Annotated in this window: 15 protein-coding genes; 7 read left to right on the top strand and 8 right to left on the bottom strand. The window is 67.3% G+C overall.

Annotated elements, in window-relative coordinates:
• Window positions 1-34: 34 nt before the first annotated feature.
• The 6 genes from nadC to purN all read right to left on the bottom strand — a co-directional run bounded on the left by nadC (window position 35) and on the right by purN (window position 7,276).
• Complete coding sequence (nadC, locus tag K307_RS42735; RefSeq protein WP_042887070.1) at window positions 35-898, bottom strand: carboxylating nicotinate-nucleotide diphosphorylase; 864 nt, start codon at window positions 896-898, stop codon at window positions 35-37.
• Window positions 895-2,049 (bottom strand): quinolinate synthase NadA, encoded by a 1,155-nt coding sequence (gene nadA / locus K307_RS42740; RefSeq protein ID WP_042887071.1) that lies wholly within the window; start codon window positions 2,047-2,049, stop codon window positions 895-897. Before nadA ends, nadC begins: the two co-directional genes overlap by 4 nt.
• A gap of 127 nt (window positions 2,050-2,176) precedes the next feature.
• Window positions 2,177-3,367, bottom strand: a complete 1,191-nt coding sequence (locus K307_RS42745; protein WP_042887072.1) for an acyl-CoA desaturase — start codon at window positions 3,365-3,367, stop codon at window positions 2,177-2,179.
• 387 nt (window positions 3,368-3,754) lie between these two features.
• Complete coding sequence (locus tag K307_RS42750; protein ID WP_042887073.1) at window positions 3,755-5,149, bottom strand: mechanosensitive ion channel family protein; 1,395 nt, start codon at window positions 5,147-5,149, stop codon at window positions 3,755-3,757.
• Between the two features lie 61 nt (window positions 5,150-5,210).
• Window positions 5,211-6,611: an RsmB/NOP family class I SAM-dependent RNA methyltransferase gene (locus K307_RS42755; RefSeq protein WP_042887075.1), complete on the bottom strand. Its 1,401-nt coding sequence runs from the start codon at window positions 6,609-6,611 to the stop codon at window positions 5,211-5,213.
• Entirely contained in the window at window positions 6,608-7,276 is a 669-nt protein-coding gene (gene purN / locus K307_RS42760; RefSeq protein ID WP_042887077.1) for a phosphoribosylglycinamide formyltransferase, read from the bottom strand. Before purN ends, K307_RS42755 begins: the two co-directional genes overlap by 4 nt.
• Window positions 7,277-7,533: 257 nt before the next feature.
• Between purN and K307_RS42765 the strand changes: the two genes are divergently transcribed.
• Window positions 7,534-8,193, top strand: a complete 660-nt coding sequence (locus K307_RS42765; RefSeq protein ID WP_042887079.1) for a response regulator — start codon at window positions 7,534-7,536, stop codon at window positions 8,191-8,193.
• Window positions 8,194-8,236: 43 nt separating this feature from the next.
• Here the strand turns inward: K307_RS42765 and K307_RS42770 are convergent, their stop codons facing one another.
• Complete coding sequence (locus K307_RS42770; RefSeq protein ID WP_042887080.1) at window positions 8,237-10,051, bottom strand: hybrid sensor histidine kinase/response regulator; 1,815 nt, start codon at window positions 10,049-10,051, stop codon at window positions 8,237-8,239.
• Between the two features lie 273 nt (window positions 10,052-10,324).
• Between K307_RS42770 and K307_RS42775 the strand changes: the two genes are divergently transcribed.
• The 6 genes from K307_RS42775 (at window position 10,325) to dut (ending at window position 17,774) form a co-directional block, all read left to right on the top strand.
• The gene (locus K307_RS42775) at window positions 10,325-11,320 is read left to right on the top strand and encodes a bifunctional riboflavin kinase/FAD synthetase (protein ID WP_042887082.1); all 996 of its coding nucleotides are present in this window, start codon (window positions 10,325-10,327) and stop codon (window positions 11,318-11,320) included.
• A 127-nt stretch (window positions 11,321-11,447) separates the two neighbouring features.
• Entirely contained in the window at window positions 11,448-14,330 is a 2,883-nt protein-coding gene (ileS, locus tag K307_RS42780) for an isoleucine--tRNA ligase (RefSeq protein WP_042887083.1), read from the top strand.
• Window positions 14,330-14,869, top strand: coding sequence for a signal peptidase II (lspA, locus tag K307_RS42785; RefSeq protein WP_042887084.1), 540 nt, complete (start codon window positions 14,330-14,332; stop codon window positions 14,867-14,869). Before ileS ends, lspA begins: the two co-directional genes overlap by 1 nt.
• A 106-nt stretch (window positions 14,870-14,975) precedes the next feature.
• Window positions 14,976-16,178, top strand: a complete 1,203-nt coding sequence (gene coaBC, locus K307_RS42790) for a bifunctional phosphopantothenoylcysteine decarboxylase/phosphopantothenate--cysteine ligase CoaBC (protein WP_042887085.1) — start codon at window positions 14,976-14,978, stop codon at window positions 16,176-16,178.
• Between the two features lie 14 nt (window positions 16,179-16,192).
• The gene (locus K307_RS42795) at window positions 16,193-17,218 is read left to right on the top strand and encodes an LLM class flavin-dependent oxidoreductase (protein ID WP_042887086.1); all 1,026 of its coding nucleotides are present in this window, start codon (window positions 16,193-16,195) and stop codon (window positions 17,216-17,218) included.
• 55 nt (window positions 17,219-17,273) lie between these two features.
• Window positions 17,274-17,774: a dUTP diphosphatase gene (gene dut, locus K307_RS42800; protein ID WP_042887087.1), complete on the top strand. Its 501-nt coding sequence runs from the start codon at window positions 17,274-17,276 to the stop codon at window positions 17,772-17,774.
• 74 nt (window positions 17,775-17,848) lie between these two features.
• Here dut and K307_RS42805 read toward each other — a convergent pair whose 3' ends face one another.
• Window positions 17,849-18,697: a VOC family protein gene (locus K307_RS42805; RefSeq protein WP_042887088.1), complete on the bottom strand. Its 849-nt coding sequence runs from the start codon at window positions 18,695-18,697 to the stop codon at window positions 17,849-17,851.
• Between the last annotated feature and the right edge of the window lie 19 nt (window positions 18,698-18,716).

The following is an 18,716-nucleotide window of genomic DNA, read 5'->3' on the forward strand; positions in this document are numbered from 1 at the left end:
CCACCCCGTTTTTCTTTGCCGCGTGACTGGCAGCTCAGCCGATGATCCGCAACGAATAGTCCGTCGCGCGCACGTCCTTGGTCAGCGCGCCGACCGAGATGCGGTCCACGCCGGTCTCGGCAAAGGTGCGGATGGTGTCGGCATTGACGCCGCCCGACACTTCCAGCAGCGCCCTGCCCTGGTTGAGCTTGACCGCGTCCTGCATCATCGGCACGGTGAAGTTGTCGATCAGGACCGACTTCGCACCGGCCGCCAGCGCTTCTTCCAGTTCGACCAGCAATTCCACCTCGATCTGCACCGGCGCATCGGTATCGAGCGCCAGCGCCGCCTGCATCGCGGCGGTAATGCTGCCGGCCGCGGCGATATGGTTCTCCTTGATCAGGATGCCGTCGTACAGCGCCAGGCGCTGATTCTCGCCGCCGCCGATGCGCACCGCGTACTTCTGCGCCAGGCGCAGGCCGGGCAGCGTCTTGCGCGTGTCCAGCACGCGCGCGCGGGTGCCGGCGATCAGGTCGGCATAGCGGCGCGTGGCGGTGGCCACGCCGGACAGCAGTTGCAGGAAATTGAGCGACGGGCGCTCGGCCGTCAGCAGCGAGCGCGCCGGGCCGTTGATCTCGCACACCACCGAGTCCGGCGCCATGCGTGCGCCTTCCTTCTGCAGCCAGCGCACTTCCAGCGCCGGATCGACCGCGCGCATGCAGGCATCGAACCACGGCTGACCGCACAGCACCGCCGACTCACGCACGATCACGCGCGCGCGGGCGGCCTTGCCTGCGGGCACCAGCAGGCCGGTCAGGTCGCCGCTGCCAACGTCCTCCGCGATGGCGGCCTGCACGTTGGCTTGCAGCGCTGCCTGCAGCGCCGGGCCGTAGCTGTCGAAAATAGGATTCACGCTCATGCCGGGCCGATCCCCTGGAACAGGGCCTGTTCCTTGGCCAGGTCGGACGACGGACGCACGTTGCGCTTCTGCGCGGCGGCGAAGTCGAGCATGCGGTTGATGCAGGTCACCGCCTTGGCGCCGATTGCCGGGTCGACATGGATCTCGTTGCGGCCGGTTTCCAGCACCTCGGCCAGGTTGGTGAGCGCGTTCATCGCCATCCACGGGCAGTGCGCGCAGCTCTTGCAGGTGGCGCTGTTGCCGGCCGTGGGCGCTTCGATGAAGTGCTTGCCCGGTGCGGCCATGCGCATCTTGTGCAGGATGCCGTTGTCGGTGGCGACGATGAACTCGGTCGCGTCCAGCTTCTGCGCGGCCTCGATCAGCTGCGAGGTCGAGCCGACCACGTCGGCCTGCGCCACCACGTTTTCCGGCGATTCCGGGTGCACCAGGATCTTGGCGTTGGGGAATTCACGGCGCAGCAGGTCCAGCTCGATGCCCTTGAACTCGTCGTGCACCAGGCACGAGCCCTGCCACAGCAGCATGTCGGCGCCCGTCTGCTTCTGGATATAGCTACCCAGGTGCTTGTCCGGGGCCCACAGGATCTTCTTGCCCTGCGCGTGCAGGTGCTCGACGATCTTCAGGCCGATGCTGGAGGTCACCATCCAGTCCGCGCGCGCCTTCACCGCGGCGCTGGTGTTGGCGTAGACGACCACGGTGCGGTCCGGGTGCGCATCGCAGAACGCGGCAAATTCGTCGGCCGGGCAGCCCAGGTCGAGCGAGCAGGTCGCGTCCAGGTCCGGCATCAGCACGGTCTTCTCGGGACTGAGGATCTTGGCGGTCTCGCCCATGAAGCGCACGCCGGCCACCACCAGGGTCTTGGCCTCGTGGTCGCGCCCGAAGCGGGCCATTTCCAGCGAATCGGAGACGCAGCCGCCGGTTTCTTCCGCCAGGTCCTGCAGGTCGGCGTCGACGTAATAGTGCGCCACCAGCACCGCGTTGCGTTCCTTCAGCAAGCGGCGGATACGCGCCTTCAGTGCCTGGCGCTCGTCGGGCGTCAGCACCGGCGGCACCTTGGCCCAGGCATGGGCCACGCAGCTGGTGCCAGTGGCGTTTTCGGCATCCGCCAGGTTCGGTTTCTCGAACTCAACGGTCTTGATCGATTGTGGGGTCATCTCCGGTACTCCTCTAAACCTCCGCCAACAAGCGGTGCGGCCGGCCAGAACATGGGGGAGTTTATCTAAAACAAAAGCCCCGCCATGGGCGGGGCTTTGTCAAACCATACGGCGCGGCCGAATTGTATCAGGCGTAGCGGCGCAGGCGCAGCGAGAAATCGTGCAGCGCCTGGATGCCACTGGCCTCGGCGCGGTGGCACCAGGCCTGCAGCTGCTGCAGCAGCTGCTCGCGCGTCAGGTTGGAACGGCCCCAGATGGCGGCCAGCTCACGGCGCATTTCCACGAAGGTCTGCAGCGCCTTGTTCTGTTCGACGATGCTGGCGAGCTGCTCGCGCTGGGTCGCGGCCAGCTTGGTTTCCTCGCGGTGGAACCACTTGCTGGCGGGCTTGAAGCTGCGGTACTCGGCCACGCCGCCTTCCTTGAGCTTGTCCAGTTCCTGGCGGAACGCGCCCTTGACGGCCTTGGCATAGCGCGCCATCACGTCATAGCGGTTGGCGATGATGGCTTCCAGCGTGTTGTGGTCGACCGGGCGGGCTTCCACCAGGCGGGCCTTGGGCGGGGTCTTCTTGACCTTGGCCAGGCCCACCGCCTGCATCGCGCGTATATAGCCCCAGCCCACGTCGAACTCATACCACTTGATCGAGAACTTGGCCGAGGTCGGGTAGGTGTGGTGGTTGTTGTGCAGCTCTTCGCCGCCGATGATCAGGCCCCACGGCGACACGTTGGTCGATGCGTCTTCGCAATCGTAGTTGCGATAACCCCACCAGTGGCCCAGGCCATTGATGATGCCGGCGGCATGGATCGGGATCCACAGCATCTGCACCGCCCACACGGACATGCCGATCACGCCGAACAGCGCCAGGTCGATGATCAGCATCAGGCCCGCGCCCTGCCAGGTGAAGCGCGAATATACGTTGCGCTCGATCCAGTCGTTGGGGCAGCCATGGCTGAACTTGGCGATGGTTTCCTTGTTCTTGGCTTCGGCGCGATACAGCTCGGCGCCTTCCAGCAGCACCTTGCGGATGCCGCGGGTCTGCGGGCTGTGCGGATCGTCTTCCGTTTCGCACTTGGCGTGGTGCTTGCGATGGATGGCGGTCCATTCGCGCGTGACCATGCCGGTGGTCAGCCACAGCCAGAAGCGGAAGAAGTGTTGGGCAATCGGGTGCAGATCCAGCGACCGGTGCGCCATGCAGCGGTGCAGGAAGATGGTGACGCCGGCGATCGTGATATGCGTCATCACGAGCGTGTAGATGACGATCTCCCACCAGGTCCAGTTGGCAAGGCCGTTGGCGGCCCAGTCAAGAATAATGTCGAACAAACTGTTCTCCGTCGGTTAAACAGGGACTTTCCCGTGCGGGCCGGCGGATGGCCGGTGCACACAACGCGCAGAAAAAATAGCTGCGAATCTATTGATTGCGATAGCTGTCTGGCGCGTGCCGCCGGCCCGAAGTCGCTCCGGGCTCCCTGGCACACGAGTCTGGCGCCGGCCGTGGCTGGCGGGACAAGGTACGAGCCGCTGCAATCTGGCGGCTGTGTCTGATGTGGGGAGCGGGATACGCGCAACCCGCGACAACCCGGCATTCTACCGGATCGCCGAAGTTGCATGCATACGCTGTTACCCGGATTTGGACGGGGCACAACGCTTTTCGTTCCTTGGGGTGGCGCATGCGGCGCCCGCCCAAGGTCGATGCGGCGTTAGTGACGCCTAAGGTGCATTCGCGGCTTCGGGCAGTTCGGCTGGCCGTGCGGCGGCGGCCATGCCGGGCAGCGGCGTATCGCCCAGCACCCTCACCTCGCGCTGCGGATACGGGATCGAGATACCGTGGTCGCGCAGCGTGCGCCAGATCGCGCGGTTCATCGCCGATTGCACGCCCAGCTTGCCGTTCTGCGGGTCGGCGATATAGACCGCAACCTCGTACTCGATGCCGCTGTCGGCGAACATCACCAGGAAGGCGGCTGGCTCCGGGTCCGGCAGCACACGCGGCAGGTCGCGCACGCAGGCGGTCAGCAGCGCGATCACGTTTTCCGGGTCGGCGCTGTAGTCGGCCTGCACGCGTGTCGCCACGCGCACATTGGTATTCGAGAACGAATGGTTCTGCACCGACTGGGCCACCAGTTGCTCGTTCGGCACCAGCGTCTCGCCGTCGCCATTGCGCACCACGGTGTAGCGGGTGCGGATCTGCGACACGATGCCGGTGTACTTGTCCACCGTGATCTGGTCACCCAGCTTGACCGAGCGGTCCAGCAGGATGATGAAGCCGGAGATGTAGTTGCTGGCGATCTTCTGCAAACCCAGGCCCAGGCCCACGCCCAGCGCACCGCCGAACACCGACAAGACGGTCAGGTCGATGCCCACCAGCGACAGGCTCAGCAGCAGCGACACCAGCAGTAGCAAGGCCTTGGAGATGCGCGTCAGCACCACCTTCAGGTTGACGTCGAGGCTGGCCGAGCGCATCAGCCGCTCTTCCAGCCACGAGCCGAACCACATCGCCACCAGCACCGTCAGCAGGATCCAGACCCCCGCCATCAGCGTGTCGGCCAGGCTGATCTTCTGCTTGCCGCCGATCGAGAAGCGCACGGCCTCCATCCACCCGACCACGTCCGACAGCACGCCCAGCACATAGAGCGCCATGCCGACCCACACCAGCGTGGTCAGCACCTTCTCCACCAGCAGCAGCATGCCGTGCAGCTGCCCGCTGCCCGACATCACCCGGCGCAGGATATAGAAGGTGAAGTTCAGCGCGGTGATGCCGAACAGCGGCACCAGTGCCAGGCGCAGCACGCTGATCGGGATCAGCGGCTCCAGCGCGAAACGGGCGATCATCACCAGCACCCAGCCGGCCAGCGGGAACATAGCCCGCTCCAGGCTGGCGGCGGCAAAGCGCACCGAGAAGCTGGAGCTTTCGTAGCGGGCTTCGAGCCGCCGCACCACATAGCGCGCCAGCGGCCAGGCCACCAGCAGGCAGCCGGCCAGCACCAGCAGCTGCCAGAAGAAGCCTGGGCCGCCTGCGTCGCGGATCAGGTCGTCCAGCATCTTGCCGAACATCGAATGGGAGGCTTTCAGGCCGCCCCCCAGGTCGGACAGGGTTTCACCGTTCATGGAAAATTCAGGGGTTGGCGCAGGCCGGCCGCCCGCAAGCTAGCGGGCGGCCACGCGCGCTTCAGCTGGTGCGTTCCAGCACCGCGGCGAAGAAGCCGTCGGTCTGGTGCAGGTGCGGAAAGAGTGCAAACATGCCGCTATCTGCCGGCAACCCTGGTACTTCGATCTTCTGCTCGGCCATGACTTCGCTGGCTGGCACGAGCCGGAAGTTGGGGTGCGCGGCAAGGAAATCGCGCACGATCGCTTCGTTTTCGGCTTCCAGCACACTGCAGGTCGCGTAGACCACGCGGCCGCCGCCCTTGACCAGGCGCGCGGCCGAATCCAGGATCGCGCTCTGCTTGGCGGTCAGTTCCAGCACCGATTCGGGCGTCTGGCGCCACTTCAGGTCGGGGTTGCGCCGCAGCGTGCCCAGCCCGCTGCACGGGGCATCCACCAGCACCCGGTCGGCCTTGCCGGCCAGGCGCTTGATCTTGGCGTCACGCTCGGAGTCGATCAGCACCGGATGGACGTTGGACAGCCCGCTGCGCGCCAGCCGCGGCTTCAAGTTGGCCAGGCGCTTCTCCGAGACGTCGAATGCATAGAGCCGGCCAGTCGAGCGCATCGCCGCGCCCAGGGCCAGCGTCTTGCCGCCCGCGCCCGCGCAGAAGTCGACCACCATCTCGCCGCGCTTGGGTGCCACCAGGTTGCACAGCAGCTGGCTGCCCTCGTCCTGCACTTCGACCAGGCCGTTGACGAAGATCGGCAGCTGGTTCAGCGCCGGCTTGCCGGTCATGCGAATGCCGGCCGGCGCCATCGGCGTGGGCTCGGCGCCCAGACCGGCGGCCTGCAGTTCGGCCAGCGCCGCCTCACGGCTGGTCTTGGCCAGGTTGACGCGCAGGTCCAGCGGGGCCGGGCGCAGCCAGGCATCACCCAGCGCCGCGGTAAAGGCCTCGCCATGCTGGCGCACCAGTTCGTTGTACAGCCATTCGGGCAGGTTGGTGCGTACGCGCGGCGCCAGGCTCGAGCGCTCGATCGTGGTCAGCCGGTCCAGCCATTCGGCCTCTTCGGGATACAGGAACGGCGACAGCACGTCGCGCCCAAGCGTGGCGGCCAGGCCCAGCAGCGCCAGCCGGCGCGAGGTCGCGCCCGTGCCGCTTTCGGCAAACTGCGCAAACTCGACGCGCCGGCGCAGCACGGCGTAGATCGCCTCGGCGATGATGCCGCGCTCGCGGTGGCCGAGCTTGCTGTTCTCGCGGAAGTAGTAGCTCACCACGGCATCGGCCGGGCGGGCGAACAGCATCACTTTGCCGAGAAGGCGGTCGATATGCTGGATATGGGTGGCATGCAACCCGCCGTGGATGCGCGGCGCGCCATCGCGGCCGGCATTGGCCGGCTTGCGGATGGGGCTGCCCTTGCCCTTGCTGCGGACGGGGGCGCGCCCCTCGCTGCGGTTGGTTCGGGTACCTGCCTCGTTGCGACTCATGCCTTGACTCCTTCCGCCCGGGGACTGGCGGAGATGGCCATCAGCAATTGCGGCTCGGCCGGGTTGATAACGTTGACTACGCCGTCCTGCAGTTCCAGGCGGTCTTCGACAAACCATTGCACGGCGCGCGGATAGATCAAATGCTCGCATTCGAGCAGGCGCTCGGCCAGGCTCTCGGGCGTATCCGTCGGCCGTACGTCCAGCGCGGCCTGGATCACGATCGGGCCGTGGTCCAGTTCGGGGGTGACGAAATGCACGGTGGCGCCGTGCAGCTTGACGCCGGCGTCCAGCGCCTGCTTGTGGGTGTTCAGCCCCGGGAAACAGGGCAGCAGCGACGGATGGATATTGAACAGCCGGCCCGCGTAGCGGTCGACGAAGCCGGGGGTCAGGATCCGCATGAAGCCCGCCAGCACCACCAGGTCGGGCGCGTAACCGTCGATGGCCTCGGCCAGTGCCGCGTCGAAGGCGGCGCGGTCAGGGTACTGGCGATGGTCGACGACCCCGGTTTCGATGCCTTGCTGCTGCGCGAACCGCAGCCCGGCGGCATCCGGCCGGTTGGACAGGACCGCTGCCACGCGGGCGGGCCAGCCGCCTCCCGCGCAGGCTCGGACGATGGCTTCCATATTGGAGCCCCGCCCGGAAATCAAGATGACAATTTTTTTCATCGCGCAATTCTACCAAGGCAAGGCGCTAAACTCCGGTAAAGCTAACCCATTACGTACTTAATTCACGAGATTCGGAAAGGACGCGATGCCTCTAACATGTGGCGGCGACGCCGTATACCCCCGATTGATGGATTGTGACGCTTCGCCCCCTCTGCTAGAGTGGGCCCTACGTCCACGCGCCAATCCTGTGCACGACACAGTGCTCGCGTAGAGCTGGTGACAACAAGGACGAAACGGGAAATTAGACGGGAATTCGCATGTCGAACGCTGCACCGACGTTGTTGGTGGTCGATGATCATCCCATGGCTTTGTCCGGCACTACGGCGTTCCTCGCCGAAGTAATGCCCGATGTGGCGGTACACGCCGCCGGCAGTGCCCGCGAAGCCCTGGCTAGCTTGCAAGAGGGGCTTCGCCCCGACATCGTGCTGCTAGATATCTGGCTGAACGACGGCACCGGCTTCGATGCCATGCAGTCGTTCAAGACCGTGATCCCCGGCGCGCGCTTTATCTTCATGTCCGCCGAGGCCACGCCGGAGATCGTGGGGCGCGCCCGCGCGCTGTCGGCCTGCGGCTTCGTCGGCAAGCACCTGGACGCCAACGCCTTTACTGCGGCGGTGCGCAAGGTGCTGGCGGGCGACACCTCCTTCCCTTCCGATGAAGCGCTGAACGGGCACGCGCAGTCGTTCGGCCCCGCGCACGGCATTCCGGTCACGCCGGCCGAGCTCGGCCTGACGCCGCGCCAGGGCTCGGTGCTGGCGCTGGTGCTGGAAGGACTGCCGAACAAGGTGATCGCGCGCCGGCTAGGACTGACCGAGAACACGGTCAAGGAACACGTGTCGGCCATCCTGCAGCGCCTGGGCGTGCGTACGCGCATGCAGGTGATGTCGCGGATGGAACGCTTCCGCCTGCGGCAGTAAGCATCAGCGGCGCCGGCATCGCCGGCGCTTTCGCCTCCCCCTCCTACGCCGGGCGCAGCCAGCGGCGCAGCAGCACGCGCAGCGAAGCCGGGTCCACCGGCTTTGGCAACACGAAATACCCCGCCTCTTCCGCCGCCGCCAGCGCGGCCGATTTCAGGTCGCCGGTCAGCAGCGCGCTGCGCGCCTGCGGCTGCGTGTTCTGCCAGCGCTCCAGCAAGTCCAGCCCGTTTTCACTGCCCGGCAGGCGCAGGTCGCAGAAGATGATGTCCGGGCGCAGGCCCTTCGCGAACAGCTTGTCGGCCTCGGCGCCGTGCGCGGCGCAGGCCACGCGGATGCCCCATGCTTCCATCAGCGCGATCCAGGCCTTGCGGATCTGGCTGTCGTCGTCGACCACCAGCACCGTGCCCTGCAGGCGATCGGGCTTGGCTTCCTCGGCCTGCGCCATGGCGCGCATCTCGCGCACGCTGGCCACGGTCTCGGCCGGCACCGGCGCCAGCGCGAACCAGAACACCGAGCCCTTGCCCGGCACCGAGCGCACGCCATAGGTGCCGCGCATCAGCCGCACGCACTCCTTGAAGATCGCCAGGCCCAGGCCCAGACCCTGCGACGGGTCGCGCTGCGGGTTGTTGACCTGGTAGTAGGGCGAGAAGATTTCCGGCAGGTGCTCGGGCGTGACGCCGGCCCCCGTATCCCACACTTCCAGCCGCACATGCTTGCGGCGCTGACGCGCGGTCACCAGCACGCCGCCGCGCTGGGTGTAGCGCAGCGCGTTCTGCACCAGGTTGAACAGCGCGCGGCGCAGCAGCACCGGCTCGGCCATCGCGTACAACTCGTCGGGCACGCGCGGCGTCAGCGTCAGGCCGCTTTCGCGCGCATCGGCGGCAAACTGGCTCATCACGTCGCGGATCAGCGCGCCGAGCTCGCACGGCTCCAGCGTCGGCAGCACCTTGCGCCCTTCCAGCTTGGACAGGTCCAGCAGCGAGCGGAACAGCAGGTCGATGGTCTGGGTGCCGGCCGCCACCTGCTCCACCAGCGGATGCAGCGCCGACGACTGGTTGCGCGCGCGCAGCGCCTCCACCAGCATCACCAGCGCATGCACCGGCTGGCGCAGGTCATGGCTGGCGGCGGCCAGGAAGCGCGACTTTTCCTCGCTGGCATGCAGCGCGCGCTCCTTCTCTTCCTGGAACTGCTTGGCCAGGCGGCGGCTGTCGCCTTCGAGCTGAATCGCGCGCACCAGCGTGACCTGCAGGTTGAAGGCATGGCGCGACAGCATCAGCGCATAGATCACCAGCAGCCCCTGCACGTAGGCGCCATGGCCGGGGAAGGCGAACTCCGCCATCAGGATATTGGGCACCAGGATCGGCACTCCGGCGTAGACCAGGTTGGACGGCACCGGCGCCTGCGACACCGCGCCGCCCGCGATCACCCCCAGTGTCAGCAGGTACAGCACGCTGGAGAACACCGCCGAGCCTGTATACAGATGCAGCAGCGCCGAGCTGCCCCAGGTCACGCCGGTCAGGAACGCGACCGCGCGCATATTGTTCCACCACTTGCGCGTGTGCGCGGAGCGGCTCATCGAGGCGCTGTCGCGCTGGTAGCCGTAGTAGAACCACAGGCCGCCGGCAGTCAGTAACAGCATCACCACGCACCAGCCCAGCAAGGCAGCATGGCTCACGTCATCCCAGAATCCGAGGGCGGTCAGCGCAGGCAGCAGCACCGAGGCGACGATCGCCGTCGGCGAGTTCTTGTGCACGATGGCCATCAGCTTGGCGCGCGTTTCGACGTCGAGCTGGGCGGTCGCCTGGGGCAGAATTCGGGGCAGGAGCCGGGAAAAGAACCGGTTGGGCGGCGCGGTCAAGTGAGGCGGGCTTGGAATGGGCGGGTAACAGGGATTAGCAAGAGATCGGCGGGGGTCGAAAATAGCGGGTTTTGGCCTTCCTTCCTGGAGTGATGCTTAGGTTACGCCGAGGTGACGCATATCATGCCGGCTTTTGCAGCATCGCGCCATGCCGCGAGGGCCGGTTGCGGCACAAAAACAGCAGTACGGCGCCGGGCACTGGCGGCAGGAGCGGCAAGCCGACCCATTCGCCTTATAATGCTCGCTTTACCTGAAACGATTCCCGCCGTCCCCGTGAAAGTCTTCCGCGGCCTGCCCAACGCCGAAAGCCGGGCGCCCTGCGCGCTCACCATCGGCAATTTCGACGGTGTGCATCGCGGCCACCAGTCGCTGCTCGCACGTGCGCGCGCGGCCGCCGACGCGCGCGGCCTGCCGCTGTGCGTGATGACCTTCGAGCCGCATCCGCGCGAGTTCTTCACCCCGGACAAGGCCCCCACCCGCATCGCGCTGCTGCGCGACAAGCTGGAAAGCCTGCGCCGCAACGGCGTGGACCGCGTGGTGGTGGAGCATTTCAACGCCCACTTTGCCGGCCAGTCGCCGCAAGAATTCGTGGAGAACGTGCTGTGGCACGGACTGCATGCGCGCTGGGTGCTGGTCGGCGACGATTTCCGCTTCGGCGCCAGGCGCGCCGGCGACGTTGCCTACCTGCAGGAAGCGGGCCGCCGCTATGGCTTCGATGTCGAACAGATGGGCTCGGTGTCCGAAGGCGGCATCCGCATCTCCAGCTCGGCGGTGCGCCAGGCGCTGGCCGACGGCGACCTGGAGCACGCGCGGCGCCTGCTGGGCCACGGCTATGCCATCAGCGGCCACGTGATCCACGGCCGCAAGCTGGGCCGCGACCTGGGTTTCCCGACGCTGAACCTGCGCATCTCGCACAAGCGCCCCGCGGTCAACGGCATTTTCGTGGTACAGGTGCACGGTATTGCCGACCACCCGCTGCCGGGTGTGGCCAGCATCGGCGTGCGCCCCACCATCGAGGACGCCGGCCGGGTGCTGCTGGAAGTCCACCTGTTCGACTTCAATGAAAGCCTGTACGGCAAGCTGGTGCGGGTGGAGTTCATGAAGAAGCTGCGCGACGAGGCACGCTTCGACAGCCTGGAAGAACTGACCGCCGCGATCGCCAAGGACAGCGCCGACGCGCGCGCCTTCTTTGGCCTGACCGCGCCGGGCGCGGCCGAAGGCGCGGGCGGCCGCGACTTCGCCACCTCCGCCACCGACCGAATTAGCTAGCGGCCGGCGCCCGCCCACGCGACGCTGTTGCGCGGGCCCCGGTTCGTATGCCGCCTGCACCAGTCTTCACGCGCGCCCGCCGGCCTGTCGCCGGCCGCGCGCCAACCGAATTGCTCCGAGAATCGAAATGTCCGACGACAAACGCGCCAAGCCCGAGAAAAACAAATACCCCGTCAACCTGCTCGACACGCCCTTCCCGATGCGTGGCGACCTGCCCAAGCGCGAGCCGCAGTGGGTCAAGCAGTGGCAGGACAAGCAGATCTACAAGAAGATCCGCGCGGCGCGCAAGGGTGCGAAGAAGTTCGTGCTGCACGACGGCCCCCCGTATGCCAACGGCGATATCCATATCGGCCACGCCGTCAACAAGGTGCTCAAGGACATGATCATCAAGGCGCGCGGCCTGAACGGGCTCGACGCCGTCTACGTGCCGGGCTGGGACTGCCACGGCATGCCGATCGAGATCCAGATCGAGAAGCAGTTCGGCAAGGGCCTGCCGGTGCAGGAGGTCCAGGCCAAGGCGCGCGCGTACGCGACCGAGCAGATCAAGCGCCAGATGGTGGACTTCGAGCGCCTGGGCGTGCTGGGTGACTGGGACCACCCCTACCTGACCATGAACTACAGCAACGAGGCGGACGAGTTGCGCGCGCTCGGCAAGATCATGGAGAAGGGCTATGTGTTCCGCGGCCTGAAGCCGGTGAACTGGTGCTTCGACTGCGGCTCGGCGCTGGCCGAAGCGGAGGTCGAGTACAAGGACAAGGTCGACCTGTCGGTCGACGTGGGCTTCCCGTTCGCTGAAGCCGACAAGCTGGCCCACGCCTTCAAGGTGCCGTTCGACCAGCTCGACGGCACGGCGGGCTGGATCGTGATCTGGACCACCACGCCGTGGACCATCCCGAGCAACCAGGCGTTGAACGTGAACCCCGAGGTGGAGTATGCGCTGGTGGACACGCCGCGCGGCTACCTGATCCTGGCGACCGAGCGCGTCGAAGAACAACTCAAGATCTACGGCCTGGAAGGCAAGGTCGTGGCCACCACCACCGGCGCGGCGCTGTCGGAGATCCGCTTCCACCATCCGCTGGCCAAGATGGATGCCGGCTATGACCGCCTGTCGCCGGTCTACCTGGGCGACTACGTCACCACCGACACCGGTTCGGGCATCGTGCACTCGGCGCCCGCCTACGGCGTGGAAGACTTCCAGTCGTGCAAGGCGCACGGCATGCCCGACTCGGACATCATCAGCCCGGTGATGGGCAACGGCATCTACGCCGGCACGCTGCCGCTGTTTGGCGGGCTGTCGATCTGGGATGCCAACCCCAAGATCGTCGAAGTGCTGCAGGCCTCGGGCAACCTGTTCAACTCGCACAAGTACACCCACAGCTACATGCACTGCTGGCGCCACAAGACGCCGATCATCTACCGCGCCACCTCGCAGTGGTTCGCGGGCATGGACGTGGATCCGGCCGACAATGGCCCCTCGCTGCGCGAGACCGCGCTTGCCGGCATCGACGCGACCGAGTTCTACCCGGCCTGGGGCAAGCAGCGCCTGCACAACATGATCGCCAACCGCCCGGACTGGACGCTGTCGCGCCAGCGCCAGTGGGGCGTGCCGATGGCCTTCTTCGTGCATAAGGAAACCGGCGCGCTGCACCCGCGCACGCCCGAGCTGCTTGAGGAAGTGGCCAAGCGCGTCGAGCAGCACGGCATCGAGGCCTGGCAGGCGCTGGACCCGGCCGAGCTGCTGGGCGACGAAGCCAGCCAGTACGAGAAGAACCGCGACACGCTGGACGTGTGGTTCGACTCCGGCACCACGCACTGGACCGTGATCCGCGGCTCGCACAGCGACGACCTGTACGAACCCGCCGCCGATGCAGCCGATGGCCGCCTGGCCGACCTGTACCTGGAAGGCTCGGACCAGCACCGCGGCTGGTTCCACTCGTCGCTGCTGACGGCGTCGATGCTGTACGGCAAGCCGCCCTACAAGGCGCTGCTGACGCACGGCTTCACCGTCGACGGCGAGGGCCGCAAGATGTCCAAGTCGGTCGGCAACACCGTGGCGCCGCAGGACATCACCAACAAGATGGGCGCCGAGATCATCCGCCTGTGGGTGGCCTCGACCGACTACTCGGGCGAGCTGTCGATCTCGGACGAGATCCTCAAGCGCGTGGTGGAAAGCTACCGCCGCATCCGCAATACGCTGCGCTTCCTGCTGTCGAACCTGTCCGACTACGACCACGCGAAGCACGCGCTGCCGGCCTCCGAATGGCTGGAGATCGACCGCTACGCCGTGGCGCTGACCGATCGACTGCAGAAGGAAGTGCTGTCGCACTATGAGGCCTATGAATTCCACCCGGTGGTGGCCAAGCTGCAGACCTTCTGCTCGGAAGACCTGGGTGGCTTCTACCTAGACGTGCTGAAGGACCGCCTATACACCACCGCGCTGGATTCGAAGGCCCGCCGCGCGGCGCAGAACGCGCTGTACCACATCACCCAGGCGATGCTGCACTGGATGGCGCCGTTCCTGTCGTTCACCGCCGAGGAAGCGTGGCAGGTGTTCGCCCACGGCACCGAGCACGCCGATACCATCTTCACCAGCACCTACTACACGGTACCCGAAGTGGACGACGGCGCCGACGACCTGCTGCAGAAGTGGCACACGTTGCGCGAAGTGCGCGCGGAAGTCACCAAGCAGCTCGAAGCCGTGCGCGTGGAAGGCGAGATCGGCTCGTCGCTGCAGGCCGAGCTGACCATCCAGGCCGGCGGCCCGGTGCTGGAAGCGCTGCAGAGCCTGGGCGACGACCTGCGCTTCGTGCTGCTGACTTCGTCGGCCAAGGTCACGCACGCGCCTGAGGCCGGCGACCTGCTGGTGACGGTGACCCCGTCGGCGCACGCCAAGTGCGAGCGCTGCTGGCACTACCGCGCCGATGTCGGCCACAACCCGGACCACCCCACCCTTTGCGGGCGCTGCGACAGCAACCTGTTCGGCGCCGGTGAACACAGGAGCCATGCCTGATGGCATCGACCACGTCCCGCTCATCCCGTTCGTCGCGCCCGGCGCGCCGCAGCAACAACGCCGCCAGCAGCACCACCCCGCTGCTGTGGCTGGCCTTCGCGCTGCTGGTGGTGGTGCTCGACCAATTCTTCAAGATCGTCATCGTGCGCACCTTCACCTATGGTGAATCGCGTCCGGTAACGAGCTTCTTCAACCTGGTACTGGTCTACAACAAGGGCGCGGCGTTCAGCTTCCTGGCCGACGCCGGCGGCTGGCAGCGCTGGTTCTTCACCGGGCTGGGCATCGTGGTGGGCGCGTTTATCGTGTGGCTGCTGTACCGCCATACCGGGCAGCGCATGTTCTGCTTCGCGGTGTCGCTGATCCTGGGCGGCGCGGTCGGCAATGTGATCGACCGCGTGATCTACGGCCATGTAGTCGACTTCCTGGACTTCTACGTGCGCAACTACCACTGGCCGGCCTTCAACGTGGCCGACTGCGCGATCACGGTCGGCGCAGTGCTGCTGATCGTGGATGAGTTGCGGCGGGTGCGGCGGCACTGAGTACCATCTGACCTTCACAGGTGACGTCGGGGCCGCGAACGCGGCCCCGACGCCATCCGCGCCCAGCCGGTATCATGCCGATTCACCCCTTTTGACGAGCCTTTCCATGGATTTGCGCGGCAAGCACATCGTTCTCGGCCTGACCGGCGGCATCGCCTGCTACAAGTCGGCCGAACTGGTCCGCCTGCTGACCAAGGCCGGCGCCACCGTGCAGGTGGCGATGACCGAGGCGGCGACGCATTTCATCACGCCGGTCACGATGCAGGCGCTGTCGGGCCGCCCAGTGTTCCTGTCGCAGTGGGACGCCCGCATCGACAACAACATGGCCCACATCGACCTCTCGCGCGAGGCCGACGCCATCGTCATCGCCCCGGCCTCGACCGATTTCATGGCGCGCCTGGCCAACGGCCTGTGCGACGACCTGCTGAGCACGCTGTGCATTGCGCGCGACTGCCCGCTGCTGGTGGCGCCGGCAATGAACCGCCAGATGTGGGCCGCGCCCGCCACCCAGCGCAATGCCGCGCAGCTGCGCACCGACGGCGTGGCCATCCTCGGCCCCGGCAGCGGGGACCAGGCCTGCGGCGAGGTCGGCGACGGCCGCATGCTGGAGCCGGAGGAACTGCTCGACGACATCATCGCCTTCTTCCAGCCCAAGCCGCTGCAGGGCAAGCGCGTGCTGATCACCGCCGGCCCGACATTCGAGGCGATCGACCCGGTGCGCGGCATCACCAACCTGTCCTCGGGCAAGATGGGCTTCTCGATCGCGCGCGCGGCGCGCGAGGCCGGCGCCGAGGTGCTGCTGGTGGCGGGCCCCACCGGCCTGCCGACGCCGCGCGGCGTGGTGCGCACCGACGTGCGCAGCGCGCAGCAGATGCATGACACGGTGCTGGCGCAACTGCACGGCGTGGATGTCTTTGTCGCCGTGGCCGCGGTGGCCGACTGGCGCCCGGCCGAGGTCTCGCAGCAGAAGCTGAAGAAGGCCAACGACACCGACACGCCCACGCTGCAGTTTGTGCAGAACCCCGACATCCTCGCCACCGTCGCCGCGCGCGCCGATGCGCCCTACTGCGTCGGTTTCGCCGCCGAGAGCGAGAACCTGGAGCAGTACGGCGAGCAGAAGCGCCAGCGCAAGGGCGTGCCGCTGCTGGTCGGCAATATCGGCCACCACACCTTCGGCCTCGACGACAACGAGATCGTGCTGTTCGACGCCGCCGGCATGACGCGCCTGCCGCGCGCCGACAAGCTGTCGCTGGCGCGCCAGCTGGTCGCGGCCATCGGCCAGCGCCTGCCCGGGCGCGCGCGCCCCTGATCGCGGAGACTGTCATGTCCGGGAGCAAACCACGCCTGCGCCTGTCGGTGCTCGACCAGAGCCCGGTGATCGCAGGACACACCGCACGCGATGCGCTGGCGGCCACCGTCGAACTCGCGCAGATGGCCGACGCGCTCGGCTACACCCGCTACTGGTGCGCCGAGCACCACGGCCTGCACGGCGTCTGCAACCCGGCGCCGGAAGTGATGCTGGCCCGCCTGGGCAGCGTCACGCAGCGCATCCGGCTGGGCTCGGGCGGCGTGATGCTGCCCTACTACAGCCCGTTCAAGGTGGCCGAGCAGTTCCGCATCCTCGAAGGCCTCTTCCCCAACCGGATCGACCTCGGCGTGGGCCGCGCGCCCGGCGGCGACATGCGCACCGCGCAGGCCGTGGCGATGGGCCAGTACGACCGCGGCGCGCAGTTCGAGGAACAGGTGCGCGACCTGTCCATGCTGCTGCGTGGCGAAGTGCCGCCCGGCCACCTGGCCGAGGGCGTGCTGCTGCAGCCGGCGATCGACACGCAGCCGGAGCTGTGGGTGTTGGGCTCGAGCGACTACGGCGGTGCGCTGGCGGCCCGACTGGGCCTGCGCTTTGCCTTCGCCCACTTCATCAACGCGCATACCGGACACCTGGTGGCGCAGCAATACCGCAACGATTTCACGCCTGGCTACGATGCGCAGCCGTACAGCGCCGCAGCCATCTTCGTGATCTGCGCCGACACCGACGCGGAGGCCGCCGCACTGGAACGCGCGGTGGACCTGCGCCGGCTGCAGATGGCCTATGGCGTCAACGCACCGATCCCGTCGCTGACACAGGCCGCCGAGTTCTCGCCTACCGAGCGCGACCGCCTCGTGATCGAACGCGAACGCCCGCGCACCCTCTGCGGCACGCCCGAGCGCGTGGCCGCGCGCATGGAAGCGCTGCGCGAGCAGTTTGCGGCCGACGAGCTGATCGTGCTGAGCGTTACCGCCAGCTATGCGGCGCGGCTGCGTACCTACGAGCTGCTGGCGCAAGCGTTTGCGCTGGACGGCGCGGCCTGAGCCGGCGCGTCCGGTATCATGCGCCGCTGCTGAACCGAATTCCCACAGGATTGCCATGACCCAGACACTTAACCCGACCGTCGAAATCAAGGTGCTCGACGCGCGCCTGAACGAATGGGGCCTGCCCGCCTACCAGAGCGAGATGGCCGCCGCCATCGACCTGCATGCCTGCGTCGACGCGCCCGTGTCGATCGCCCCGGGCACCGCCGCGCAGCTGGTGCCGGCCGGCATCGCCGTGCATATGGGCAACCCGTACATGGCCGCGACCATCGTGCCGCGCTCGGGGCTGGGCCACAAGAAAGGCCTGGTGCTGGGCAACTCGATCGGTGTGATCGATGCCGACTACCAGGGCCAGATCATGGTCAGCGTGTGGAACCGCAACGCGACCGGCACCGAACCGATCGTGATCCAGCCAGGCGAGCGCATCGCACAGATGATGTTCGTGCCGGTGCTGCGGCCGGTGTTCTCGACGGTGGAAGAATTCAGCGAGGACAGCGCGCGCGGCGCGGGCGGTTTTGGTTCGACCGGCGTGCATCACGCCAAGGCCAGCGCCTGAGCTATTTGCTCCCCTCTCCCGCAAGCGGGAGAGGGGAGCACACACTTGGTGATCAAGAACCGGTAGTGCCCGTATCACCCCTGCTGCTCGAACAGCAGCGGCACGCCGCTGGCCGCCTCGGCCGGCACCAGCGTCTCGCGCGGGCCCAGGTCATGGGTCGGCACGCCCTCCGCGCGCCAGCCGGCGCGCGCCGCGGCCAGGTCATTGGTGCGCAGGCGGATCGCCGCATAGCCCGGCCGGTCGCGCCGTACATAGGCGGTCCCGGTGGCCGACGCCAGCGCCTGCGGCGTGCTGACCACCAGCGTGGCGTCGTCCAGCGCCAGGCTGCAGACATGCTCGCTCAGCTGCGTCAGCTCGCCACCGGTCAGTTCCGCATACGCCCGCGCCGCGGCATCGACCAGCGCGGGCGCCACCACCAGGAACATGGTCGCGATGCTTTGCGCGCCATTGGCGTGTGACATCCACTCGGGCCGCCACAGCAGCTCCGGCGTGCGATGCTCGCAAACGAAGTAGCGCGCGCCCGGCGCATCGTCCAGCGCGGTCACGCGGAAGGTGGCGGGATGCTCGCTGCCATCGTCCAGCCGCACCGGGCGCGAGAACTCGATCGGATCCGAGGTATGCCAGCCGGACGCGCGCAGCCGTGCCGCCGTGGCAAAGGCGTCCGCGCTCTTGCAGGACATCGCCGCGCAACCGCCGCCGCGCGTCTGCGCATCCCAGTAGTACTGGCGGCTGGGAGTGGGCTCGGTGACGTGCAGCAGCTCGATGTAGTCGCGCCGCAGCATGATGCAGTGGTTCTGCGATCCGAGCGTGTGATAGCCGCGCGGCGTCAGCGTAAAGCCGAGCCGGCGCCAGGCTTGCGCTGCGGCGTCGAGGTCTGGGCACACCACTACGGCGTGGTCGAACATTTCCGGTTCCGTTGCCATCGACTTCCTTTTAGTCTCT

The organism is Cupriavidus necator A5-1 (assembly GCF_000744095.1).
Lineage (GTDB): Bacteria > Pseudomonadota > Gammaproteobacteria > Burkholderiales > Burkholderiaceae > Cupriavidus > Cupriavidus necator_A.